Source organism: Hamadaea flava, assembly GCF_024172085.1.
GTDB classification, from domain to species: Bacteria; Actinomycetota; Actinomycetes; order Mycobacteriales; family Micromonosporaceae; genus Hamadaea; species Hamadaea flava.
Genome location: NZ_JAMZDZ010000001.1, coordinates 5,924,173 through 5,947,421, shown reverse-complemented (window position 1 = coordinate 5,947,421; position 23,249 = coordinate 5,924,173). Strand labels below are relative to the sequence as shown.

Annotated in this window: 17 protein-coding genes; 6 read left to right on the top strand and 11 right to left on the bottom strand. The window is 70.0% G+C overall.

Annotation, left to right across the window (positions count from 1 at the left end):
• Positions 1 to 135: 135 nt before the first annotated feature.
• Complete coding sequence (locus HDA40_RS27885; RefSeq protein WP_253760766.1) at positions 136 to 3,018, top strand: EAL domain-containing protein; 2,883 nt, start codon at positions 136 to 138, stop codon at positions 3,016 to 3,018.
• A gap of 24 nt (positions 3,019 to 3,042) precedes the next feature.
• Here HDA40_RS27885 and HDA40_RS27880 read toward each other — a convergent pair whose 3' ends face one another.
• From HDA40_RS27880 to HDA40_RS27865, 4 genes are all read right to left on the bottom strand, one after another.
• Positions 3,043 to 8,013, bottom strand: coding sequence for a carbohydrate-binding protein (locus HDA40_RS27880; RefSeq protein WP_253760765.1), 4,971 nt, complete (start codon positions 8,011 to 8,013; stop codon positions 3,043 to 3,045).
• 14 nt (positions 8,014 to 8,027) lie between these two features.
• The gene (locus HDA40_RS27875) at positions 8,028 to 8,819 is read right to left on the bottom strand and encodes a HoxN/HupN/NixA family nickel/cobalt transporter (RefSeq protein ID WP_253760764.1); all 792 of its coding nucleotides are present in this window, start codon (positions 8,817 to 8,819) and stop codon (positions 8,028 to 8,030) included.
• The gene (locus HDA40_RS27870) at positions 8,816 to 9,499 is read right to left on the bottom strand and encodes a hypothetical protein (RefSeq protein WP_253760763.1); all 684 of its coding nucleotides are present in this window, start codon (positions 9,497 to 9,499) and stop codon (positions 8,816 to 8,818) included. The genes HDA40_RS27875 and HDA40_RS27870 overlap by 4 nt, the downstream gene beginning before the upstream one ends.
• A gap of 205 nt (positions 9,500 to 9,704) precedes the next feature.
• The gene (locus tag HDA40_RS27865; RefSeq protein ID WP_253760762.1) at positions 9,705 to 10,937 is read right to left on the bottom strand and encodes a glycoside hydrolase domain-containing protein; all 1,233 of its coding nucleotides are present in this window, start codon (positions 10,935 to 10,937) and stop codon (positions 9,705 to 9,707) included.
• Positions 10,938 to 11,164: 227 nt separating this feature from the next.
• Between HDA40_RS27865 and HDA40_RS27860 the strand changes: the two genes are divergently transcribed.
• Positions 11,165 to 11,503 carry an ArsR/SmtB family transcription factor gene (locus HDA40_RS27860; RefSeq protein ID WP_253760761.1) on the top strand — a complete coding sequence of 113 codons (339 nt, stop codon included), beginning with the start codon at positions 11,165 to 11,167 and terminating at the stop codon, positions 11,501 to 11,503.
• Positions 11,504 to 11,506: 3 nt separating this feature from the next.
• Positions 11,507 to 11,989: an SRPBCC family protein gene (locus HDA40_RS27855; protein WP_253760760.1), complete on the top strand. Its 483-nt coding sequence runs from the start codon at positions 11,507 to 11,509 to the stop codon at positions 11,987 to 11,989.
• 62 nt (positions 11,990 to 12,051) lie between these two features.
• On the opposite strand, the gene HDA40_RS27850 is transcribed toward HDA40_RS27855, so the two are convergent.
• On the bottom strand, positions 12,052 to 14,820 hold the full coding sequence (locus HDA40_RS27850) for an ATP-binding protein (protein WP_253760759.1): 2,769 nt from the start codon (positions 14,818 to 14,820) through the stop codon (positions 12,052 to 12,054).
• Positions 14,821 to 14,942: 122 nt separating this feature from the next.
• Here HDA40_RS27850 and HDA40_RS27845 point away from each other — a divergent pair, with 122 nt between their 5' ends.
• Together HDA40_RS27845 and HDA40_RS27840 are read left to right on the top strand one after the other, a co-directional pair.
• A complete protein-coding gene (locus tag HDA40_RS27845; protein WP_253760758.1) occupies positions 14,943 to 15,290 on the top strand; it encodes a VOC family protein in 348 nt (115 codons plus the stop codon).
• 1 nt (position 15,291) lies between these two features.
• Positions 15,292 to 16,536, top strand: a complete 1,245-nt coding sequence (locus HDA40_RS27840) for an MFS transporter (RefSeq protein WP_253760757.1) — start codon at positions 15,292 to 15,294, stop codon at positions 16,534 to 16,536.
• An 84-nt stretch (positions 16,537 to 16,620) separates the two neighbouring features.
• Here the strand turns inward: HDA40_RS27840 and HDA40_RS27835 are convergent, their stop codons facing one another.
• On the bottom strand, positions 16,621 to 17,217 hold the full coding sequence (locus HDA40_RS27835; protein WP_253760756.1) for a hypothetical protein: 597 nt from the start codon (positions 17,215 to 17,217) through the stop codon (positions 16,621 to 16,623).
• Positions 17,218 to 17,355: 138 nt separating this feature from the next.
• Between HDA40_RS27835 and HDA40_RS27830 the strand changes: the two genes are divergently transcribed.
• Entirely contained in the window at positions 17,356 to 18,243 is an 888-nt protein-coding gene (locus HDA40_RS27830) for a LysR family transcriptional regulator (RefSeq protein ID WP_253760755.1), read from the top strand.
• Here the strand turns inward: HDA40_RS27830 and HDA40_RS27825 are convergent, their stop codons facing one another.
• The 5 genes from HDA40_RS27825 to HDA40_RS27805 form a co-directional block, all read right to left on the bottom strand.
• Positions 18,244 to 18,399, bottom strand: a complete 156-nt coding sequence (locus HDA40_RS27825) for a hypothetical protein (protein WP_253760754.1) — start codon at positions 18,397 to 18,399, stop codon at positions 18,244 to 18,246.
• 97 nt (positions 18,400 to 18,496) lie between these two features.
• Positions 18,497 to 20,017 (bottom strand): DUF3352 domain-containing protein, encoded by a 1,521-nt coding sequence (locus tag HDA40_RS27820; protein WP_253760753.1) that lies wholly within the window; start codon positions 20,015 to 20,017, stop codon positions 18,497 to 18,499.
• A gap of 180 nt (positions 20,018 to 20,197) precedes the next feature.
• Complete coding sequence (locus HDA40_RS27815) at positions 20,198 to 21,517, bottom strand: ABC transporter permease (RefSeq protein WP_253760752.1); 1,320 nt, start codon at positions 21,515 to 21,517, stop codon at positions 20,198 to 20,200.
• Positions 21,514 to 22,212: an ABC transporter ATP-binding protein gene (locus HDA40_RS27810; protein WP_253760751.1), complete on the bottom strand. Its 699-nt coding sequence runs from the start codon at positions 22,210 to 22,212 to the stop codon at positions 21,514 to 21,516. Before HDA40_RS27810 ends, HDA40_RS27815 begins: the two co-directional genes overlap by 4 nt.
• Positions 22,209 to 23,192, bottom strand: coding sequence for a permuted SH3 domain-containing protein (locus HDA40_RS27805; RefSeq protein ID WP_253760750.1), 984 nt, complete (start codon positions 23,190 to 23,192; stop codon positions 22,209 to 22,211). The genes HDA40_RS27810 and HDA40_RS27805 overlap by 4 nt, the downstream gene beginning before the upstream one ends.
• Positions 23,193 to 23,249 lie beyond the last annotated feature (57 nt).

Sequence of the window (23,249 nt, the reverse complement as noted above, 5' to 3'; positions counted from 1 at the left end):
CCGCGGACCCTCGGCCGCAGCAAATGGTACGCACAGCGCAGCGCCCGCCTTGTGTGACATTTCGGGCAGCTGTTTCCGCCGGTCCGGGCCGCGCCTGGGTTAAGTCATTCGCAATTTGGGCATACCATGTCGCTGATGTCCACGGAGTTCACGCTCGGCGTGCTCTCGCCCTTTCTCGGCGGGTGGTACTTCGGCGGCATCATGACGGGGATCGCCCGGGCCGGGCGGGAACTCGGCGCGAACATCCTCGCGATCCAGACGACCGACGCGGGCACCGGGCAGACCGAGATCGAACGGGCGCCGGAATTCCACCACCTCGTCGGCGCGGAGCACGTCGCCGGAGTGGTCGTGATCCTGCGTGCGGTGGGGTCGGCGTACCTGAAGAGCGTCCAGCAGTCCGGGCGGCCGGTCGTGGTCGTCGGCGACGAGGTGACCGACGTGGACTGCCCGGTCATCGTGCCGGACAACCGGGCGGGCGTACGCGCGGCGGTGGCGCACCTGATCGGGCACGGGCATCGCCGGATCGCCTTCGCCGGTTACCTCGGCGCGACCGACGTGCGGGAACGGCTGGAGGCGTACCGGGAGGCGCTGGATGAGCACGGCATCGGCGTCGATCCCGGGCTCGTCTTCGCCGCCGACGACAATCACGAATGGGGCGGCGAGGCGGCCGGGCGGCGGCTGGTCGAGGCCGGCATCCCGTCGACGGCGCTCATCGCTGGCACGGACGCCAACGCCGCCGGGATCATGAGCGTGCTGACGGGTCAGGGGCTCGTCCTGCCTCGGGACCAGGCCATCATCGGCTTCGACGACCAGCGGATCGCGGCGTACGGCGATCCCACGCTGACGACCGTGCGGCAGCCGGTGCACCTGCTCGGCCGGACGGCGATCGCCGAACTGGCCCGGCTGCTGCACGGCTCGGGCGAGCCGATCACCCATCATTACGTGCCGACGGCGCTGGTCGTACGCGAGTCGTGTGGCTGCGTACCAGGTCCGGCCGGAGCGACCGTCGCCGAGCAGCTGCGGGCGGCGGTGGCGCCGGTCGCCCCGGAGGTTCCCGCGCCGGCCGTCGACCGGGACGTGGCCGCCGTCGCCGACGCGATCGGGCACGAGACCGTGCCGGGCCTGTCGGCTGCGGTGCAGCGGCTGGCGCAGGCCAGCGGACGGCCCGAGATCCTGATGGACATGGTCACCACGGTGTCCGAACAGGACGATCCGGCTGGGCCGCTGATGCGGGCGATGATGCAGGCGCACGGCCGGGCGCTGTTCCACGACAACGTCTACCTGCAGAAGACGCTGAGCCAGCAGTACGAGGTGAGCACCGAACTCCTGCTGGGCCACCGGGACGATCCGCGCGGGCTCGGCTGGCTCGCGCGTACGCCCGCCGAGGCCGGCTGCCTCGGGCTGTGGACCGGGGACCAGACGACGCTGGAGGTCGCCGGGGCGTACCGGCGTGGCGGGACGCCGCCGGAGCTGCCGTCGCGGCTGGACGTCACGGCGTTTCCCCCGGCGTACCTGCTCGACGTCGCCGGTGGGCTGGCCGAGGGCATCGTCTTCGTCGTGCCGGTGAAGGTCGACGACAGCGACTGGGGACTGCTGGCGGTCGCCGACACCCCGGTACGCGCGGTCGAGACCGGACGCGAACCGGTCAACCACTGGGCGGCGCTGCTGTCGCACACGCTGGACTACGACCGGATGGTCCGCGATCTGCGACTGGGCAAGGAGCAGTTGCGGGCCGCCGCGCTCTATGACGGCCTGACCGGACTGCCGAACCGGACGCTCTTCCTGGACCGGCTCCGGCAGGCGATCCGCCAGCGTCGGCGTACGCCCGGCCGCCATTTCGCCGTGTTGTTCCTCGACGTCGACGGGTTCAAGGTGGTCAACGACAGCCTGGGGCACGCGGCCGGGGACGGGCTGCTGGTCGAGGTCGCCGCCCGGATCAACGAGAACCTACGAGATTCGGACACCGCGGCACGGTTCGGCGGGGACGAGTTCCTCATCCTGCTCGACGACATCGCGCAGAACTCCGACGCCGACGACGTCGCCCGGCGACTCCAGACCAGCCTGGCCGAGCCGTTCCATGTGCAGGGGCACGACGTGGTCGTGACCGCGAGCATCGGCGTGACCTTCGGCGACTCGTCCGCCGCGACCGCCGAGGATCTGGTACGCGACGCCGACATCGCGATGTACACCGCGAAGTCCCGCATGAAGGGTTCGCAGGCGGTCTTCGACGACTCGATGCGTACCAAGGCGGTCCGCCGCTTGCAGGTCGAGTCGGAGCTGCGCCGGGCTCTGGAACGGCAGGAGATCCGGACCTTCGTGCAGCCGATCGTGCACCTGCCGACCGGGCGGATCGACGGGTTCGAGGCGCTCGCCCGTTGGGAGCATCCGACCCGGGGCCTGCTCGATCCGGCCGACTTTCTGCCGATCGCCGAGGAGACCGGGCTGGTCATCGGCATCGGCCAGCAGATCCTCGTCGACTCGTGCCGCCGGCTCGCCGCGTGGCGGGCGGCGACAGGCCGGGACCTGCGTGTCAGCGTGAACGTGTCGCACCGCCAGTTGTGGACCCGGACGCTGATCGGCACGCTGACCGAGTGCCTGAACGAGACCGGGTGCGAGGGGCGCTGGCTCGCGCTGGAACTGACCGAGAGCGTGGTCATGCGGGACCCCGCGCAGGCCCGGACCTTCCTCGAGGAGATCCACGCGCTGGGCTGCGAGCTGTACATCGACGACTTCGGCACCGGCTATTCGTCGCTGGAGGCGTTGCACCGGCTGCCCATCGACGCTTTGAAGATCGACAAGTCGTTCGTGTCGCGGCTGGGTGAGGACGCCAAGAGCGGCGACCTCGTCGACTCGATCATCCTGATGGGACACAAACTCGGCCTGCGGCTCATCGCCGAAGGGGTGGAGACCGCCGAGCAGCGCGCTCACCTGGTCCGCTTGGGCTGCGCGTACGGGCAGGGCCACCTGTTCGCCGAACCGGTCCCCGCCGACGAGGCCGAGGACCGGTTCCTGCGCTGACCTATCCGGTTGTCGCCACTTCGCTTACTTGATCAGCTTCCAGGGGCCGTTCGCGGCGCCCGGAGCCTGGTTGCGGGTCCACCACTTGGCCTCGTAGACGTGGCGGTCGAAGGTCACCCGGTCACCGGCGGTGTAGACGGTGGTCGCCGTCCAGGCCGCCGGGCTGTTGTCCGGTGGGGTCGGAGCCACCTCGGCCCACGCCCCGGTCGGGTTGCCCGGCTTCTGGTTGCGCGTCCACCACAGCGCCTTGTACGTCTTGCCCTCGTAGGACACGACGTCACCGGCGGTGAAGATCCGCGACGGCGTCCAGCCGGCCACGCCGTCCTCGGTCATCGCCAGTTCCTGCCAGGCGCCGTTCGGGTCCCCGGGCTTGGCGTTCTTCGACGCCCACGCGGCCAGGTACGCCTTGCCGTCGTAGCCGACCTTGGCGTTGGCCTTGTACTGCGTACCCGCGTTCCACGCCGGCGGCAGGTTCACCGTCACCGTGACCGGGGTCTGCACCGACTCGAGCTGGTCGTTGCCCGAGTAGGACACCGTCAGCTCGTGCGTACCGGCGGACAGGCCGACCGGCAGCGGGAACGTCAGCGTGTCGCCGGCCAGCATCGCCGAACCGCGTACCTTGTCGCCTTCCCGCAGCTCGACCGTGCCGGTCACCGGCACACCAGCGGCGGCGAGCTTGACGGACACGGTGGCCGCGGTCCCCCACTCCACCGGGATGGTGGTGACGGTCAGCTCCGGGCGGCCCTTCGTCGTGCGGAACACGGACGGCTGAGCGACCGCGACACCGCCGTCGCTGCTCTCCGCCGTGACGATCCAGCCGTACGAGGTCGCCGGGGCCAGCCCGGTCCAGGTCGCCGTGGCGGTGCCGTTCGCCGTGACCTGATCCGTCCCGATCGTCCCGGACGGCACGTACGCCGCCAGCGAGTCGGTCGAGAACGACGTCTTGCGGGTCGTCAGGTCGACCGGCAGCGTCAGGTTGTCCTCCGAGCCGTTGTAGCGCGGCTTGGTCTGGCTGCCGTCCTGCCGGATGTCGTACTCGGTCGCCCCGAAGTTGTTCAGGAACGGCGAGTACGTGTCGATGTGCAGCTCGGCCCGCGCGACGTCGAACTGGAGCAGGCGCAGGAAGCTCGCGCCGAATTGCAGCCGGTCGGTCGCCTTGTGGTCGATCGTGCCGTCGCCGTTGACGTCGATGTCGCCGTTGGCGTCGATCTTGCCGGGCCACAGCTCACCGGCCGAGACCGTGTAGAACTGGTAGTCCGCCAGCAGCTCCACCACGTCGTGGGTGACGGTGACGCCGACCTTCGTCTTCAGGTTCGTGCCGACCCCGTGCTCGTGCCCGGCGAGGACCAGGAAGACGTTGGGGTTGGCCTCGACGACCGTCTTGTACAGCGGCGAGCCGTCCGGCGCGGAGAAGTCCGCGCCCCGCCCGTCGGGGTTGGTCGACGGCCGCAGGTAGTCGTGGGACAGCAGGATCCCGTTGCGGTCCTTGTACCGCTTGAAGATCGAGTCCGCCCACTTGGCCTCCTGCGGCGTCACGCCGTAGGAGAGCCCGACCGCGACGAAGTCGAGGCCGCCCGCCGAGAACAGGATGTAGTTGTTCTGGTTGTCCTTGCCCGGGGTGACCGTCCCGTCGGGGTTGGTCACCTCGTCCCAGGCGTGGTACTCGGAACCGGCCGGCCAGCCCTGCGCCACCTGGTAGTAGCGGCTCGCGCCGAACGTCTTGCTGAACCGCGAATCCGGTCCGGTCTCGGCGCCCAGCTGGTTGTCGTGGTTTCCGGCGATGACCTGGTTCACCAGGCCGTTGCTGTCGAGGATGCCCTGGAAGCCCGAGGCGACCTGGAGTTCCCGGTTGACCTGCTCGTCGAGGCCCGGCCGCAGGAGCGAGCCGTCCGGCTTCCTGGCCAGCGGGTCGTAGTAGTCGTTCTCGATCACGTCACCGGTGTGCGCGGTGTACGCGATCTTGCGGCTGGCCGCGTTGTCGGCGATCCACTGCGTCTCCGAGCGGTACGCCGCCTGCCAGATCGCCTGTTCCTCCGCCGTCTCCAGATCGGTCGGCTCGGCCGTGCCGTCGAAGTCGTCGTAGGTGCCGCCCGCCGCACCCTCGGTGAGGTACTGCGTGTCGGTGTAGTGCGCGATCGCGAAGTCGTAGGTGCTCGGGTCCTCGAACTTGTCCTTGTCGTTCTGCGCGGTCGAGTCGTGCGGCGACAGGTCGTCGGCGAACGGGTCCTCGCCCGTGACCAGGACGTGCGCGGTCGAGCCGTCGCGGTACTCCGCGCCCAGTTGCGCGGCCAGCACGGTCGACTTGCCGGCCTGACCCCGGGCGCTGGTGAGCACCACCCACTTCTGCGTGGAGGGCTGCCAGACCCGCAGCGCCACGACCCGGGCCGGGTCGATGGTGCCCTCCCAGCGCAGTACCGGCGTCGCGGCGGTGCCGACGGCGAGGTCGTAGCGCTGGAAGACGACGTCGCGGCCGGACGGCGTGTCGATGCTCTGGCCGTCGAGCGGCTTGAGCGACTCGACCTTGACGGTGGCGTCGTGCGCTACGTCGAGCGTGGTCGGGACGGCCGAGGCCGTGCCCTGGTAACCCGAGGTCGGCAGGACCACGTCGGCCTTGGTGAAGGTCGCCGTCAGGGCGGTGCCGTCGGCGCCTGGCGTCTTGGCCGTCAGCGTCGCCGACGGCGAGGTGCCGCCGGTGACGGTCGCGGTCAGGTCGGTGGGCACGTCCGGGATGCTCGCGCTGGTGAAGTGGATCTCCCGGGTCGCCTTGTTGCCGAGGGTGTCGGCCGCGGTGACGGCGATCGTGTGCGCTCCGGCCGGCAGGCCGTGGCCGATCTGGGAACCCTCGGCGACCACCGTGCCGTCGAGCTTGACGACCGGTGTGCCGACGACGCCGGAGGCGTCCTTGACCTTGACCGTCAGCGCCACCGTCGCGGTGAGCTTCTGACCCTCGGCCGGCGTGCTGTTCTCGATCTGGGGCGCAGTGTTGTCCACAGTGAACTGTCGTGTCGCGGTCTTGCCGCCGGCCACCGCCTTGATCTGGTGCGCGCCATCGGCCAGCGAGGCGGTGTTCACGTCGGCGCGGCGGCCGAGCGCGGAGGGCGTACCGCCGTCGTCGGTAGTGACCTCGAACAGGATCGTCTTGTCGAGGACGTAGTTGTTGTTGCTGCGGCAGGAGCCGTCGCCGACCCAGACGGTCACCGGGCTGCCGGTCGGATAGGTCGACGAGCCGATGGTGACGTTTGCGCCCGCGATCTGCTTGGTCAGCAGGGACGCCTTCGCGCCGGCCGGAGCCAGCTCGAAATCGCGCAGGGTGTAGTCGTCGAAGTTGTCACAGCCGCCGTTGGCGCTGCCGTGGTCGCTGCCCGCGATGAACTCGACGACGTTGACGCCCGGGGTCAGCCACTCGTTCGGGAAGGACAGGTCGGCGGTCTCCTTCTCCCAGATGCCCATCGCCAGCGGGATGCCGTTGATCAGGACCTGGTTGTCGAAGCCGCTGTCCGCGCCGTTGCCGCCGATGAACATGCGCAGGTGGGCGTTGCCGGCACCGAGCGTCTCGACCGTGGCGGTGGTCGGGGCGTCCGCGACGGCGAAGTGGAACTCCGCCTCCTTGTTCGCGCCGCAGGTACCGTCGCCGAGCGCGAGCGAGTCCGTCGTCGCCTCGGCCTTGGTCACCGTGCCGTTCGTCGCGGTCGAGACGATGTACGCCGTCCCCGGCGTGACAATGCCCGCGCCGGTCAGCGCGAGGTTCGCCGAGCTGCGGGTGAGCTTGAAGTCGTCGTGGTTGGCGCAGGTCGCGCCGTTCACGGTGCCGTTGTAGTCGCCGGTCTTCACCTCGATGACGTTGTCGCCCAGGTGCAGGAACCGGTGCGGGAACTTCACCGTGACGAACTCCGCGCCGGCCACGCCGTAGTCGCCGCCGAGATCCACCCGGTTGCCGTTGACCAGCAGATAGTTGTGGTACTTCGCCTCGACCGAGTTGCCCGCCTCGACGGTCAGGCCGAGGACGGCCGTCCCGGTTGCCAGCGACACGGGGTTCTCGGCGGCGGCTCCGTCGATGTTCAGCGACGTCACCGAGCCGTCGGTCCCGGTCGGCAGGGCGGCGATGACCGGCTGCGTCCCGCGTACGCGAGAGCCGTCGGCCGGGGTCACCTTGGCGGCGCCGGCCGGGGCGTTGTTGACGGTGACCTTGACCGAGGTGCTCGCACCCGACGCCGTCGCGGCGGTGACGGCGTGCTCGCCGTTGGCCAGGGTGGTGGTGTCGAGGTCGGCGCTGAGCCCGGCGGTGCTGCCGATCTCGCCGGAGACGACGAAGGTCAGGTCCTGCGTGAGCAGGTGCGGCGAGCTGCCGCAGGTGCCGTCGCCGAAGGTGTAACTGAAGGCGTTCTGCTCGCCGTCGGCGACGACCCCGATCAGACTCAGCCCGATGCTGGTCAACGGGAAGTCGTCGTAGTTCGGGCAGCGGCCGCCTTCGCCGTACGGGAGGACTTCGTAGCCGACAGCGGCGGTGTTGGTGGAGTCGACCCAGTTCGCTCCGGCGTGGACGGTGATCGTGTTGACCCCGGTACGCAGCCAGTCGCCGGGGAAGTCGAGGGCGGCGCTCTGCCCACCGGGGATGTCCGGGAAGTAGACCCGGTCGGCCTCGGCGGTACGGCCGTTGACGGTGAGGTAGTTGTGGTACCGCGCCTCGGTTCCGTTGCCGCCCATGGCGAAGGCGAGGTGCGCGGTGCCGGCCGTCTTCGCGGTGTCCACGGTGACACCATCGACCTTGAGCGCGGCGACCGAGTCGTTCTCGGTCGTCGGCCCGGCGTTCAGCTTGACGGTGCCTTCCAGGGTCTGCCCGTCACGCAGGTTGACGGTCGGCGGGGTGCCGGCCGCGACGTCCTGCGCGCCGGCGGAGACGGGGACAGTAGCCCCGAATCCGGCGACGAGCACGGACGCCAGCACGACCCGGAGGACGGAAGTCCCCCGCCGGGCCGTACGCAGTCGGTGCGACATGGTGAAGCGTCTCCTTAGGTGACGGTGGTGAGATTGATCGTTGCCAGGACGGTGATGCCGACGCCGAGCACCGTGATGCCGGCGGCGGCCACAACTGGGGCCACCCGGGTGGCCAGGCGGAGCAGCGATCGCGACCGCGCGCCGCGGACCACGATCGAGCTGCCCGCGACGGCGAGCGCGCCGACGCCGAACAGCACGACGGCCATGCCGAGGCCGAAGGTCATGACGAGCAGCAGGGCGAATCCGGCTCGGCCGAGAAACAGGCCGGTGACCAGCACCAGGAAGGCGGCCGGCGACGGGGTGAGTCCGCCGGAGACGCCCAGCAGGATCAGCCCCGGACGCTTTCCCGACGGTTGCGGGTGCTCGTGCTCGTGCTCATGGGCATGGTCATGCGGATGGCTGTGATCATGCGGATGACCGTGGCCGTGACCGTGACCGTGACCGTGACGATGACCGTGCAGCCGACGCCGGATAAGCCAGATCCCGGTCCCGATGACCAGCACGCCGGCGACCAGTTGCAACCAGGTCGTCAGCTGTCCCATCGGCAGGACGTCCGACAGCGACAGAAACGTCCACGCCAGACCGATGACCAGCACCGACACCGTGTGCATCACGGCGACCGAGCCGCCGAGCCAGGCGGCGTCGCGCAGGCGCGCCCGCGCCCCCACGAGGTACGCCGCCGCCAGGCTCTTGCCGTGCCCGGGGGTCACCGCGTGCCCGGCCCCGGCGGCGAACGCGAGCGCGAAGGCCAGCGGCGGCACGCCCGGCGACCGCAGGATCTCCTGCAACTGGTCGGCGGCGGTCACCGTGTCACCCGCTTCGTGCGCTGCTTTCGGCGTACCAGGAGGACAAGCAGGACCACGACGAGCAGCGAGACGCCGACGACCAGGCCGAGCTGCACGGCGGCCGAGCGTTTGGTCTCGTCACCGGACGCCGAGCCGAGAACCCAGTCGTGAGTGTCCTTGCCGGCGGCGTAGACCGCGCGCTCGCCGTTCGGGCCGGTCGCGAGCGTCTGGTACGCGGAGTTGAGGTCGGTCAGGGTACGCACCGCGATGGTGACCTTGCCGACCGCAGCCGGACAGGCGAAGTCGAGCGTTACTCCGGACTTGGCCAGATCGGCGGGCGGTTGCACGGTCCCGGCGCAGGTCTCGCCGTCACTGGCGACGGTGACCTGGCGCAGCAGGTACTCGGCGAATCGCGGCGACGGGCCGATCGCCGCCGCGTCGGAAGCCTGGAAGAAGACCGCGCCGTCGAGCATGACCCGATCGCGTGGCAGCAGCCCGAGCGAGACGCCGAGCAGCGTGAGGTCGTCGAGGCCGCCGACCTTCCAGCGAATGTGGACGACTTCCGATCGCGCGGCGTCCAGGCTGATCGCGACGGTCTGCGGATCGCCGAACGGATGCGCCGCGGCCCGGACCGGTGCCGCGAAAACGGTTACAGCGAGGGCCGCGAGCAGTGCGGCGATCGCTCGCCTTGGATGGTGCAAGGGTTGCGCTCCGAAGTGGCAGGGGTGTGATCGCGCTGCACTCTGCCGACGGTTCGCGAACTCCGACGCTTGGCTTGATGATCAGCACCGAACGCGCAGGTGAATGTTTACCTATCCCCGGAGCGGCGATCATTGCGCCAGCCATGCTGTTTCCCGCGGCGATCTGCCCGTTGGTACAGCTTGGCCGGCGCAATGATCATGTGGGTCAGACTCGGGTCACCCGGATCGCGTCGGCGATGACGTAGCCGGTGCCGGTGGTCCACCGGCTCACCCCGACCTTGTCGGAGTCGCCGGCCGCGAGGGTGAAGACACCCAGCGACACCCACTGGCCGCCGCTGGCCTGCTGGCTCACCACGACGGACTGGCTGCCCGTGCTGGTGACCACGACGTACGGCGTCGCGCTGTTGTAGCCGGTGTTGGCCGGGTACCAGACCGAGACGTCATAGGTGGCCGTCTCCGGGATGCTCACCTTGTACCAGGCTGGGTCGCTGGCCGCGACCGGGTCGGCGAACCGGTAGTCCGCGCCGTAGCGCTGGGTCGAGTAGCTCGACGTGCCCCAGCTCGCGCTGGCGGTGAACCGGCTCGTGTCGGAGTTGTCGACGATCGTGCTCCACTCCGCCGGAGGCTCGGTCACGACGGTCGAGACGTCGAGGTAGTTGCGGTCGATCTTGATCGTGACGCCGCCCCAGGTCTCGGTGACGTCACCGGAGTACTGGTGCAGGCGCTGATGGTTCGGGTACGCCGTGTCGGCGCAGTACTGGCCGCCGGCGGTGTTGGCGACGCCGTTCCACCAGGCGATCCAGAGGTGGTCGAGCCGGGTGTACTGCGGGTCGTCGTAGGCGTTGCAGACGTCGAGGACGCCGGACGAGCCGCTGGAGTACATGCCGGACAGGTAGCCCAGGGCGTGCAGCTGGACGGTCCAGCCCGACAGGTACGACAGCACGGCCGCCCGGCAGGAGGCGCTGGTCGGGTACTGCTCGATGTCGTTGTAGATGGCGCTGCCGGCCGGGATGCCCAGGGCCTTGGCGGCGTTGACCGCGCTGGTCGCCCGGCTGGCGCCCTGCGAGCGGGCGGTCGTCGGGTCGCTGGACATCTTCGGCGTACGCGTGCCGCAGGGGGCCTGATAGTCGAGCTCGATCGGGATGAGCCGCCAGCCCTTGGCGACCTGGTTGGACACCCACGTCGCGGTGAGGTTGGGCTGGGAGCAGGACCGGCTGGAGCCGCTGATGTAGATGCCCACCGCCCCGTACGGCGAGCTGGCCTTCCACGCGTTCATCGCCGACTGCGAAGGCGCGGTGCAGGTGTCGAAACCCTTGCCCACGTAGGTTCCCGGCTGGGGCGCGACGGCCGCCACCGCCACGGCCGCAGTCGCGGGCGCAGCCGCCGAGGGTGCGATCAAAGCTGCGAGGACGGCCGCGGCGGCCATCACCTTTCTCATACACGTCTCCCTATGAAGGAAATTCTCAGAGTCGGCCGGAAGATTGAAGGATTCCTACCACACATCGACGGTTACGGCTAGTGGCCTGTGTCGATGCGGCCGCGCCGGCTCTGATCAACCGAGGTCAGTGCCCTGAGCGGTGGAGAGGGCGGCCGCGTGACCCGTCGGCGAAGGCGGTCTTCCGGACCGCTTGACAACCTACAACCATTTGGTTGTACATTAGAAGCGTGACCGAGAGCGAAGATCGGGCAGACGCCCTGTTCCACGCGCTCGCCGACCGCACGCGACGCGACATCCTGCGCCGGGTGCTGGCCGGAGAGCACTCCGTCTCGGCACTCGCGGAGAAGTACGAGATGAGCTTCGCCGCGGTCCAGAAGCACGTCGCCGTGCTGGAGAAGGCCGGGCTGATCACCAAGCGGCGCAACGGCCGCGAACAGCTGGCCAGTGGCGACGTGGAGGCCGTGCGGTCGGTGAGGTCCATGCTCACCGAGCTGGAACAGATCTGGCGTGGCCGCATCACACGCATCGACGCGCTCATCGCGTCGGATTTCGACCAGGAGGATTGAATCATGCCGGTTACCGACGTCCAGCCGGACATCGACAACCTGACCTTGACCATCATCGCGGACTTCGCCGCGCCGGTGGAGCGGATCTGGCAGGTGTACGCCGACCCGCGCCAGCTGGAGAAGGTGTGGGGCCCGCCGACCTACCCGGCGACGGTGGTCGAGCACGACCTGACGCCCGGCGGTCGCGTCACGTACGTCATGACCGGGCCGGAGGGCGACAAGCACGCCGGATACTGGCTGGTCACGGCGGTCGACGAGCCGACCGGCTTCGCCTTCGACGACGGGTTCGCCGACGAGGACTTCAAGCCGCTGTCAGACCTGCCCGTCTCGCGGAACACCTACCGGTTCGACGCCCACGACGGCGGCACCCGGGCCACCTACGTGAGCACGTACGAGACCGCCGAAGGACTGCAGCAGGTGCTCGACATGGGCGTCGTGGAGGGTGCCACGCTGTCGATCAACCAGATCGACTCGCTGGTCGCCTGACCGCACCGTTTCATGATCAGCGGAAGCTTCGCGGTGTCATAGCGCCACGAAGCTTCCGCTGATCATGGCGTGCTGGGGGCGAGGCCGAGGTCGGCCAGGGCAGCCACGCCCTGTTTCGCGTGGTCGCCGCCGGCGAGGACGAGCGTCCGCGCCCGCTGGTAGCGGCTGCCCGCGGCCTCGAACGCCGCCGCGGCGGCGAGTACGCGGCTGGAGTCGTTGTCCAGCAACGCTTCCGCGCGGTCGAGGTGGGCGGAAGCGATCGAGTTGCCGGCCACGATCGGGCGGGCGGCGGCGATCTGGTCGCGGGCGTCCGGCTGTCCGGACAGGGCCGCGGCTTCGGCGCGTACGGCGAGATACCAGTGCCGCCACACCCAGATGGCCCACTCGCTCATCTCGTCGGGTTCGGTCGCCAGGAGCGCGAACGCCTCGTCGGCCCGACCCTCGTGAAGGAGCACGATCGCGTCGAACACGGCGTTGTAGCCGGCTTTCAGCTCCGGGGCGACATCGAGTTCGTCGACGACCCCCAGCCATTCGGCGCGGGCGGTTTCGTCGCCCCGGAGACCGTGGATCATCGCGACGGCCGCCGCTGCGGTGGCGAGGGTGGGCGTATGCAGCCCGCCCGACAGTCCCCACGCGTCGCGGAACCGACCGCAAGCAGCCAGTACGCCCTCGGCATTCCCGGCGAGCGCGTCGGCGAGCAGCAGGCGCGAGGTCGCGAAGTCGCCGCGTTCGGCCAGCAGCGGCAGATCCCGGAGTTGCTCGCCCCAGCGGCGGGCGGCGGCCAGGTCGCCGACGCCGACGGAGGACTCGGCCGCCTCGGACAGGGCGTTCGTGCGTTCGAGGGCGGCGGCCGGTGTCGCCGGAACCTTGGCGAGCAGGTCGACGCGCTGGCGGGAGGAGGCGGCGGTGGCGAACGTGTCACCCGCCCAGCACTGGACCGCGGCGAGCGCGTCGAGCGCGGCGCTGTGCGCCAGCGGATCGCCACTGGTGCGAGCGAGGTCGACGGCCCGCTCCGCGCGCTTGACCGCCTCCGGCAGGTCCGCCTCGGCGGTGTCGCTGAAGACGCCGCATTCGGCCAGTGCCACGGCGGCCGACGCCGCTGGATCGTCCCCCGCCAGCTCCTGCGCCTCGGCGAGCAGCGCGGCTGCCTCACCGGCTGGCGGCAGTTCGGCGAAGGTGCCGGAGAACCGGTAGACGGTGGCGGCGGCGGTGGCCAGATCCCGCGCGGTTCCAGCGTCGTCCCCGACGCTGCGCGCGGTCTCGGCTGCCGCGTAGTAGAGCCGATACATGTCGTCGCCGCGCATCCGGCAACCCGCGACGGCGGCTGCTTGCCGCAGGGCCGCGCCGGCGGCGTACGGGTCGTCGGTCAGGGCGGCGGCTTGTTCGTAGCGCTGCTGCGCCTCACCGATCAGGTTCCGAGTGAACGCCAGGTTCGCCAACGCGACGGCGAGGGCGTACGCGTCGGCACGATGATCCGCGGCGGTCACCGCCCAGCCGAGCACGGCACGCATGTCGTCGGCGACGTCGTCGAACCGCGCCCGCCACGGTCCCGCGCCCGGTTTGGGGTCCTGGGCCAACCCCGCCGCGATGGCCAGGCACCAGCGCAGCTGCTCAGCGCGTACGCCGTCCAGCTCACCGCTCGCGGCGAGCTGTTCCAGGCCGTATTGGCGGATGGTCGCCAGCGTCCGGTACCGCATGCCGCCCGGGGCCGGGGTCGCCGACAGCAGGCTCTGCTCGGTCAGCCGAGCCAGTCCGTCCATCGTCGCTCCGCCGACTTGGGCAGCTGCGTCCACAGTGAACGGTGCGACGAACACGGCGATCCGGTGCAGCAGCGTACGGTCGGCCGGGTCGAGCAGGGCGACGCTCCAGTCGAGCATCGCGCGTACGGAGCGGTGCCGGTCGTCCGCGCGGGCGCCACCGGTCAGCACGCGCAACTGATCCGCGAGTACGCCGCTCAGCCCGTCGAGGCCGAGCATCGGCAGCCGCGCGGCGGCCAACTCGATGGCCAGCGCCACCCCGTCGAGCCCGCGGCAGATCTCGGCGACCTGTTCCCGCTGCTCGGCAGCGACCGGCGAGCCGACCGCCGCGGCCCGGTCGAGGAACAGGGCCACCGCGTCGGAGTCGTCGTCGCCCGTCAAGGACATCGGCGGAATCGGGTGCACCCGTTCGAACGGCACCATCAGCCGGGCGCGACTGGTCGCCAGCACGGTCAGTTTCGGGGCGCCGGCGAGCAGCCGTTCGAGGAAGGGCGCCACTCCGTCGCGTACCTGCTCGCAATTGTCGAGAACGAGCAGCGCGCGCCGGTCGGCGAGCGCGGAGATGACTGTGTCGTCGATGCCGCGGCCCTGTTGCTCGCCCACGCCGACCGCCGCGGCGACCGTGGCGCCGACCATCGCGGCGTCCGTGATCGGGACAAGATCGACGAACCACACGCCGTCGGGGAATTCCGGGGCGACGTCCCCCGCGACCGCCAGCGCAAGGCGGGTCTTGCCCACACCGCCGGGGCCGACCGCACTGACCTGGCGATGAGTCGTGACCGCCGCGGCCAGGGCCGCGCGTTCCTGCGCCCGCCCGACGAAGGAGGTCACGGGGGCGGGCAGCCCGAGCGTCACGTCGCCGCCGCGCGCCGCGCGACCCCACTCCACCGCGAGCTGGGCGAGGGCCCGCCGGTCCGGGGCGTCGAGCTTGCGCAGCATCGAGGAGACGTGGGTCTCCACCGTCCGGACCGAGATGAACAATCGCGCGGCAATCTCCGCGTTGCTGAGGTGCTCCCCGAGCAGGGCCAGCACCTCGGCCTCGCGCGTGGAAATGCCCGCCTGGACCGCCGTCACGCGGCAATTGTGCCCCATCCCCCGCCGGATACGTGGTGCTCCCCGTGGTGACCACGGATGTGCGCGGGCTCCCGGTGGCCGAGGCTTCAAACAGGGCAACGACAACCGCGTCAGGAGTGATCATGACCACCAAGGGCATCAAGACCGTCCTTCACCCGGTCTCCGACCTCGGCAAGGCCAAGGAGGTGTACGCCGCGCTGCTCGGCATCCAGCCGCAGACGGATTCGTCCTACTACGTCGGGTTCGACATCGGTGGCCAGCATGTCGGGCTGGTGCTGGGCGGCGGCCCGCAGGCGATGACCGCACCGGTGACGTACTGGGAGGTGGACGACATCGAGGCGAAGCTCGCCGAGGTGGTGGCCGCCGGCGGCACCGTCAACGACCCCGTACGCGAGGTCGGCGGCGGCCGGATCGTCGCGACCGTCACCGACCCCGACGGCAACGTCCTCGGTCTGCTGCAGGATCGCTGACATGGCCGGGTCGTACGGCCGGGTGCTCCGGCAGCCGGCGTTGCGCCGGATCCTTCCGGGCATGCTCGTCTCCGCGCTCGGCGACGGGATGAGCATGGTCGCCGTGGCATGGCTCGCAGTGCAGATCGCTCCGGCCGGCCAGGCGGGGATCTGGACCGGGCTAGCCGTCGCGGCGTACGCCCTGCCGGCGACCCTCGGCGCCGCCCTGCTCGCTCGGTTCGTGCGCCGGTTCAGCGGCGTACGCCTGGTAGCGGTCGACGCCTCGTTGCGAGCGCTGATCCTGGGCACGATCGCGGCGCTGGCCGTCGCCGGAGTGCTCGGGCCGACCCTCTACGTGGGGCTGCTCGCGGTGTCGTCGCTGCTGCACGCCTGGGGCAACGCGGGCGCGTACACGATGGTGGCCGAGGTGCTACCCGAGGAGGACCGGGTCACCGGCAACGCCCTCGTGTCGACCTTCACCCAGGCCGCGATCCTCGTCGGCCCGGCGCTCGGCGGACTGTTGCTGGCCGCGGTCAGCCCCGGTTGGGTGATCGCCGCCGACGCGGTCAGCTTCGCGGTGCTGGCCGCGATCTGCTGGGCCACCGCGCCCGGGTACGCCTCCACGGACACCGCCGCACCCGACGATTCCGCCGACTCGGCCGGCGGCTGGCGTACGCTGCGCAGCCAGCCGAAGCTGCTCGGCCTGCTCGCCGTGACCTGCGTGTTCTTCTTCCTCTACGGGCCGGTCGAGGTGGCGCTGCCGATCCACGTCGCGACCGAGGCGCACGCCTCGGCGAGTCTGCTCGGCCTGTACTGGACGGTGTTCGGCGTCGGCTGCACCGTCGGCGGGCTGGCCGCCGGATTCCTGCGCCACCAACCGTTGTGGCTCATCGTGATCAGCATCATCCTCGGCTGGGGCGCAGCCCTGCTGCCGCTCGGGCTCACGGACCGCGTCGCGCCGGGCTTGGTCGGCATGGCGATCGGCGGCCTGATCTACGGCCCGTTCACCGCGATCTGCACCGCGCTGTTCCAGCGGCTGAGCCCGCCGGCCACGCTGAGCCGCGTACTCGCCGCCCGCAGCGCGCTGACCATCCCCTCCACCGCGCTCGGCGTCATGCTCGGCGGCCCGCTGGTCACCGCGGTCGGCGGCCGCCAGACGTTGCTGATCTCAGCGCTGCTGACGATCACGTTCGGGGTGGCCGTCGCGGCAGTGCTCGGCATCGCCCACAGCGTCGGCCAGCGGCGAACGGTCGCCGAAGCCGCCTGACTGAACTCGTTCGCACGACCCGGCCGTCCGCCACGCGACGGCCGGGTCATGCGCATCCAACCGCATTGGCGCGTGGCGGTCGCGTCAGGCGGGTGTGGTGGCCGGTTGCTTGGCCGACCGGAAGTAGGCGCGGGCCGACGGCGCGAGCAGCAGCACGATGACCAGCACGGCGCAACCGAAGACCACCGTGTTACGGGTCGAGGTCAGCACCGGCAGCCAATCCGGGTACGCCCCCAGCGCGGCGTCGAACAGCGCCTGAGCATCGAGCCGGCGCAGGTCGGCATCGTTGGACCGGTCGAACATCGTCTGGAGCGCCGATACTGCCGACGCGTTGCTGATCAGAATCGCCACGTTGGCGAGGATCACCACCGGCATCACGATCAGCGACACGATCCGCGCCGCCGGCCGTCCCGTACGCAGCCACCAGCCCAGCAGAGCGATGCCGAGCGCGATGACGACGGGAAAGACGATCGCCACGCCGGATTCGCGGAAGCTGAGCTCGTTGTCGGCCAGTACGGAGACCGGCAGCCCCTGGGCGACGACTTCCTGTTCGGCCGCCGTCTGCACGTCGTCCCCATAGACGAGTCCCAGCAGCGGAATGGTCAGGAAGGCCAGCGCGATCAGCAGGTTCGCGACGACGGCGATGCCGATCGCTGTCGGTCGCCGCGCGTACTCGGACATCGCAGTTCCTCTCGGGTAGCCGTCGCGCTAGGCGACGGACCGGCCTGAAATTGCGATCCCAGTCTGGGATTCTCCTCGAAGCGGGATCAACGCGTTGTTTCGCAACGTGCGTTAACCCAGCGATCAACGGAGCTGCTCATGGAACTGCGTGACATCGAGATCTTCCTGACGCTGGCCGAAGAACTGCATTTCGGCCGGACCGCAGCGCGGTTGCACGTCACGGTGTCCCGGGTCAGCCAGGCCATCAAGAAGCAGGAACGGCTGATCGGCGGACCGCTGTTCGTCCGCACCAGCCGTACCGTCACGCTCACGCCGCTCGGCGTACAACTGCGGGCTGATCTGGCCTTGGTCCACCACGAGCTGCGCGCGACGATGCAACGCGCCAAGATGGCCGCGCGCGGCCTGACGGGCGTGCTGCGCGTGGGCCTGATCCCGGACGTCGCCCACGACCTGATGCCCGCCTGGGAAGCGTTCCGTGCCCGCCATCCGGACTGTCGGCTGGAGATCCGGTTCAACAGTTTCGTCGACCCGTTCACCGCCCTCCGCAGTGGACAGATCGAGGCGCTGATCGCCTGGCTGCCCGTCGAAGAGCCCGACCTGACCGTCGGCGCTGTCGTCTTCAGCGAACCGCGTGTCCTCGCCGTCTCCGCCGCCGGCACGCTCGCCGGCCGGAGCGAAGTCACTCAGGAGATCCTCGGCGACGGCCACCTCGTCGCAACCGGGCAACCGCACATCCCGGACTACTGGGAAGACGCCTACACCCCCTACGCCACCCCGCGTGGCCGCCTGGTCGACAACCGTCAGTACGTGACCGGCTTCGAGGAGATACTGCGGCTGGTCAGCGCCGGCCAGATGATCCACCCGCTCGGTGCGCACGCCGCCCGCTTCTACTCCCGGCCGGACATCACCTACCTGGCGATACGCGACGCGCCGAGCCTCCGATGGGGGTTGGTGTGGCGCGAGGAGAACCCGCACGTCCATACGCTCGACCGGATCTTCCGCAACCTCGGGACGCTGACCCGCTGATCAGTCCAGCGGCTTCGGACTCACCCAGATCGAGGCGGGCGACATGTCGTAGCCCGGACCGTTCTCGAAGCCCGCGGCGGTCAGAATCGTGCGGATCGCTACGCTCATCGCCATCGTCGCGTGATGGTGGAGCTGGACATCGGGTGCCTGATGCATGCCACGCCTGCTGCCGTCTTGGCGATCCAGCGGATGGTGGGCGGCCGGTCTGACAGAGCTGTGGCAGGCGGGTCGCTGGACCCGCCCGCCACGAGCGTCATTCGATGATCAGGCGCACCATGCCCTCGCTGTCGCTGCCGAGTGGTGCCGACGCGACAGCGACCGCCTTGATCGGGGCCGCGAATTCACGCATACCCGCGATCTCGGAAGGGGCGAGGTATTTCGGCAGGTCGACGTAGACGAGCAGGTCCGGATGGCTCGGCAGCCCCTCGATCGCCTTCTGGAACAGCGGCGAGCTGGAGAGCTTCGCCGTCGCGGTGTAGCCGTCGGAGACGGCCCGGACGGTGTTGCCGGTGACGTTGACCGACAGCTTCATCTCCAGTGACTTCAGTGCCGCCGCCAGGTCCGCCGAGGCGGCCGGGTCCTTTGTCTGCAGGGTCGCGGACAGCAGGGGCAGCTCGCCCCGCACACCCGTCACGGCGAACGTCACCAGCGAGGAGTCGAGGGCCTTGATGGCCTTCGAGAAGTCCGGGGTCTTCGCCAACTCCGCCTGGATCTCCGCGATCTGCTTGGGGTCCAGCCCTTCCAGATCCTCGGGGTCGAGCGTGGTCGGACCGAACAAGCCGTCGAGGCCCTCCGGCGCCTTCCCGATCGCGGCCGAACCCGCGACCATGGCGTCGGCGGACATTTCGCCGACCGCGGCGATCAGATCGGCGGCTGGAGCGGCCACTGCCGTTCCGGCCGCTCCGAAGGTGCGGTAGCGGACGTCGACGCCGTCGTCGGTCGCGCTGGCGCCGACGACGAGGGTGCCCTGCTGCTTTCCAGCCAGGCCCGGTACGCCGAAGAACATGTTCGACGAGATGAACTCCTCGGCCAGGACACCTTCGGGGATCTCCTCTTCATCCATACCGAGGTCCGTCATCTGCGACATCATCATGGCGGTCATCGCCTCACCCGCCTCGGCGAGGTCGGCGTACGCGTGGGCGAAGTGCTCTTCCGGCAGCCATTTCACGGCGTCGGCGTACGCCTGGACCCCGGCCAACGGGGTGGCCTGGGCCGCTGCGTTCGCCGCCTCGGCCGCGGCCTGGGCGTCACGCGTACCCCTTGCTGTGACGACGTAGCCGTCGCCGACGACGAAGCCGAACTTGCCCGAGCCTTCGCGGCCCCGCAGACGTTCCAGGCCCTCGCGAGCTTTGCGGTCGTCGCGGCTGGCCGCCACGAGCAGCGTGTACGCCTCCTTCTCGTGGACCCACAGCGCCGCGCCGAACCGCCCGCCGAGCCACGGGGTGACGTCGTTGGTGAGATCCTTGTCGTCCACCCGCACGTCGCCGTCCGCAGTGAACGCCTTCGGGAACTTGGCCAGGAGGGCCGAGAGTTTGCGCTGCTGGCCGAGACCCGGCGCGAGGTCGACTGCGGCGAACGCGACGACGTCGCCCGGCGTGATCTCGGCGGCTTGCGGACCGGCCGCCGCCATCAGCGTCAACCCGGCCCAGCCGCCGATGCCGAGCAGCAGGGCGAGAACGAGGGTGCCGACGAGCAGCATGGGACCGCGACTGCGCCGCACGGAGACCGGGGCGAGGCGGGGTGGTTCCGGTAGGACCATTGCGGGCTCTGTCACCACTGTCCTTTCTCCTCAGAGAACCCCCATGGTAGAGACGCGATCACCCTCGCGTTGCCCCGAAAGCCGCTGGTCAAGGCGGATTTCCGACAGCGCCGACGCCTCATCCATGCGGATCAGGGTTGTGCATGCTTCCGGAGCCCTCGGAAGCATGCACAACCCTGATCTGGTGGCGAAACGCTAGGCGCGCATCACGGTCGCGATGGGAATCCGCGCGGCCCGGATGGCGGGGATCAGGCCGCCGAGCAGCCCGGCCACCAGCCCGGCGAGGATGCCGGCCAGTCCGGCCTGCCACGGGAAGTCCATGTGGGCGAGGACCGGTTCCCGGCCGCCGAGGATGCGGCCGACGATCTTCAGGCATACGGAGGCGACGCCGATTGCCGCCGCTGCAGTGAACAGCCCGGTCAGCAGGGTTTCGGCGAGGACGATGCCGGCCAGGAGGGATCTGGGTGTGCCGACTGCTCGGCGGAGCGCGAATTCCTCGACGCGTTCGCCGACGGTGGCGAGGCCGACGTTGAGGATGCCCGCGATGCCGATGAGCAGGACCAGTCCGGCGATGCCGAGGAAGATCAGCCGGAACATGGCCAGCTGGCCCTCGATCTCCTTCTTGGACTGGATCATGTTCGAGCTGATCTGGTCGCTGGTCAGTCCGTCGGCCAGCAGGCGCCGCTTCAGGATCTGCTCGACGTCGTGCGCGTCCGGCGTACGCAGGACTTCCATCCCGCCGAACAGGCCCTGGGTGGTCGTCGGGACCCAGTTCGTCAGCTCATCCGCCCGCACGTACGCCGCCGGCTGATCCCGCCCGTCGTCGACGACGCCGATGATCCGCGGGGTCGGGTTGGCCTTGGCGCCACGGATGCGCATCTCCGCTGGAATCTGGTACCGGCCGAATCCGATGGCGGCGGCCTTGTTGACGACGACGCGCGGGGCCAGCGACGGCGGGCCGGTGAAGTCGAGCCAAAGCCCAGCGACCAGTTGGTATGGGCGGAACGGCCGCACGTCGCCGGTGAGCCCGGTGAGGCTGAGTTCGATCGCGGCGCCGGTGGGCATCTGTTCGGTCTGCTGCTGCGGCGGGACCTCCTTGCAGTAGCCCTGCGCGTCGCAGAAGAACTGGCCACGCCCCTGCGGCCCGAAGTCGTACGGCTGGTCGAGCGGAGCGCCACCGGGATTGATCGGGTTTACGCCGGGTTCGCCGATGATCGCGCTGACGCCGAGGGCGCCGACGGCGTCCGTACGCCCCTTGAGCGTGTCGAGGGTGAGCGAGATGGCGTGCTTGTCGTCCGGCACCCACATCTGGATGGTGCCGTCCTTGCCCATCATCAGTTCGATGTTGGCCAGCGCGGCTCGGTTGGCCGTCTCGGCTCCGGCTTGCACCACGACGACGGCGAGTACGCCGAGGAACAGGCTGACGATCGACAGCAGCGTACGTGTCTTGCGGGCGCGGATGCCCTGGACGCCGATGATGAGGGCGGATCGCAGCCGCCCGGAGAACCGCCTCACGCCAGGACCCCCGCATCCTCCGTGTGCAGTACGCCTTCCGAGAGGCGTACGACGCGTCCCATGCGGCGGGCGTGATCCCAGTCGTGCGTCACGAGGACCAGCCCGCAGCCCAACTCCGTGGTCGCGTGCAGGACGTCGATCACGAGGTTGCCGGTCTCGGTGTCGAGCGCACCCGTCGGCTCGTCGGCGAGCAGGACCTTCGGCTGCCGGACCAACGCCCGCGCCACCGCGACCCGCTGCTGTTCGCCGCCGGACAGCCGGGCCGGCCGATGCTTGGCCAGGTGCGCGATGCCGACCTGTTCCAGCGCCGCCATCACCTTCGTCTTGCGGTGCCGCCGGGGCAGCCAGCCCTGCCCGTTGACCAGCGCCATCGCCACGTTCTGCGCCGCGGTCAGATGCTTGAGCAGGAAGAACCGCTGGAACACGAAGCCGAACTCGGCGCTGCGCAGCGCGGCCGCCTTGCGTTCCCGCAGCTTGGTGATGTCCTTGCCGTTGAGCAGGTACTGCCCGCCGTCCGGCCGGTCGAACAGGCCGATCAGGCTGAGCAGTGTGCTCTTGCCGGAGCCCGAGCGACCCAGGATCGCCACGCTCTCGCCGGCGTGGACGGCGAGGTCCACTCCCGACAGGATGGTGCGCGGCTCCTGCTGCCCTTTGAGCGTCTTGGTGACGCCGGTCAGTTCGATCAGCGCGGTCACTTGGTCACCACGGCACCGGGTCCGCCCTGTTCACCCGTGTTCTGCGCGGGCGGGAGGTCCGGCCCGGGAATCATCACGGTGTCGGCCTCGGTCAGCCCCGACTTGATCTGGATGACCTTCCCGTCCGTGAGCCCCAGCACCACTTCCCGGGTCTCGTGGGTCCCATCCGCGCGTACCACCTCGACCTGGCCTTTGCCCTGACCACCCGCGACCGCCTCGACCGGCAGGACCAGCACGTTGGTCGCGCGCTCGGTGACCACCTCGATGGTGACCGCGGCGCCGTTGATGAGTTTGACCGAGGCGGGCGCGATGCAGACGACGCGCATGCCGGTCGGTTCGGATGGCGGGGTGTTCTGCTGCGGTTCCTTGACCACCGGTGGCGTGGACGGCGACGCGGCCGGATCGGGTTGCTGAGCCGGCGGGTCGGGAATGACCCCGGCGGGCAGCGCGGCGATCGTGCCGAGCACCGTGCAGTCGAACGGGCCGGGTCCGTTGGTGATCTGCGCGCGGACCGTCGACAGCGCCCCGGAGATCTTGTAAGCCTGCGCCCCGTCGATGTCGGCGACGATCCCGTAGCCGACGTGCTTGGCGGAGACGATCGGCATCCCGGCCTGCACTGTGGACCGATCGTCGGCCAGCCGTCCCGTGAAGATCGCTCCGGCCGGCACGTTCACGACGTGCGACTTGCCCTTCGCCACGACCGTGGCCACCTTGGTCGCCTTCTTCGGCGTGCTCGTCGGCGTCGTCACCGTCACGTACCGGACCTGCCCGGTCACCGGCGCGACCAGCCCGAACACCGGGTTGACCGTGACCTTGCCGGTGAGGCTCACCCGGTTGGCCAGGTCTTGGCGGGTGGGTTTTGCGGTCGTCACGATCGTCCCGCGCTGCGTCAGACTCGGCGTGTCGGTCTGCTCGCCACTGTTGGAGCACGCGGCGGTCACCGCGAGCACGGCCAGGGCCGTGAAGATTCGCTTCAGCACAATCGATGGACGCGTTTTCCCGTCGCCGCGTTGCCTTGAGAATAGCTGACTTTAGTC

What these genes read in the sequence shown, in the direction of transcription:
- HDA40_RS27885 (WP_253760766.1), top strand. Translation starts at nt 136, where the DNA reads ATGTCCACGGAGTTCACGCTCGGCGTGCTCTCGCCCTTTCTCGGCGGG.
- HDA40_RS27880 (WP_253760765.1), bottom strand. Translation starts at nt 8,013, where the DNA reads ATGTCGCACCGACTGCGTACGGCCCGGCGGGGGACTTCCGTCCTCCGG.
- HDA40_RS27865 (WP_253760762.1), bottom strand. Translation starts at nt 10,937, where the DNA reads ATGAGAAAGGTGATGGCCGCCGCGGCCGTCCTCGCAGCTTTGATCGCA.
- HDA40_RS27855 (WP_253760760.1), top strand. Translation starts at nt 11,507, where the DNA reads ATGCCGGTTACCGACGTCCAGCCGGACATCGACAACCTGACCTTGACC.
- HDA40_RS27845 (WP_253760758.1), top strand. Translation starts at nt 14,943, where the DNA reads ATGACCACCAAGGGCATCAAGACCGTCCTTCACCCGGTCTCCGACCTC.
- HDA40_RS27840 (WP_253760757.1), top strand. Translation starts at nt 15,292, where the DNA reads ATGGCCGGGTCGTACGGCCGGGTGCTCCGGCAGCCGGCGTTGCGCCGG.
- HDA40_RS27835 (WP_253760756.1), bottom strand. Translation starts at nt 17,217, where the DNA reads ATGTCCGAGTACGCGCGGCGACCGACAGCGATCGGCATCGCCGTCGTC.
- HDA40_RS27830 (WP_253760755.1), top strand. Translation starts at nt 17,356, where the DNA reads ATGGAACTGCGTGACATCGAGATCTTCCTGACGCTGGCCGAAGAACTG.
- HDA40_RS27825 (WP_253760754.1), bottom strand. Translation starts at nt 18,399, where the DNA reads ATGCATCAGGCACCCGATGTCCAGCTCCACCATCACGCGACGATGGCG.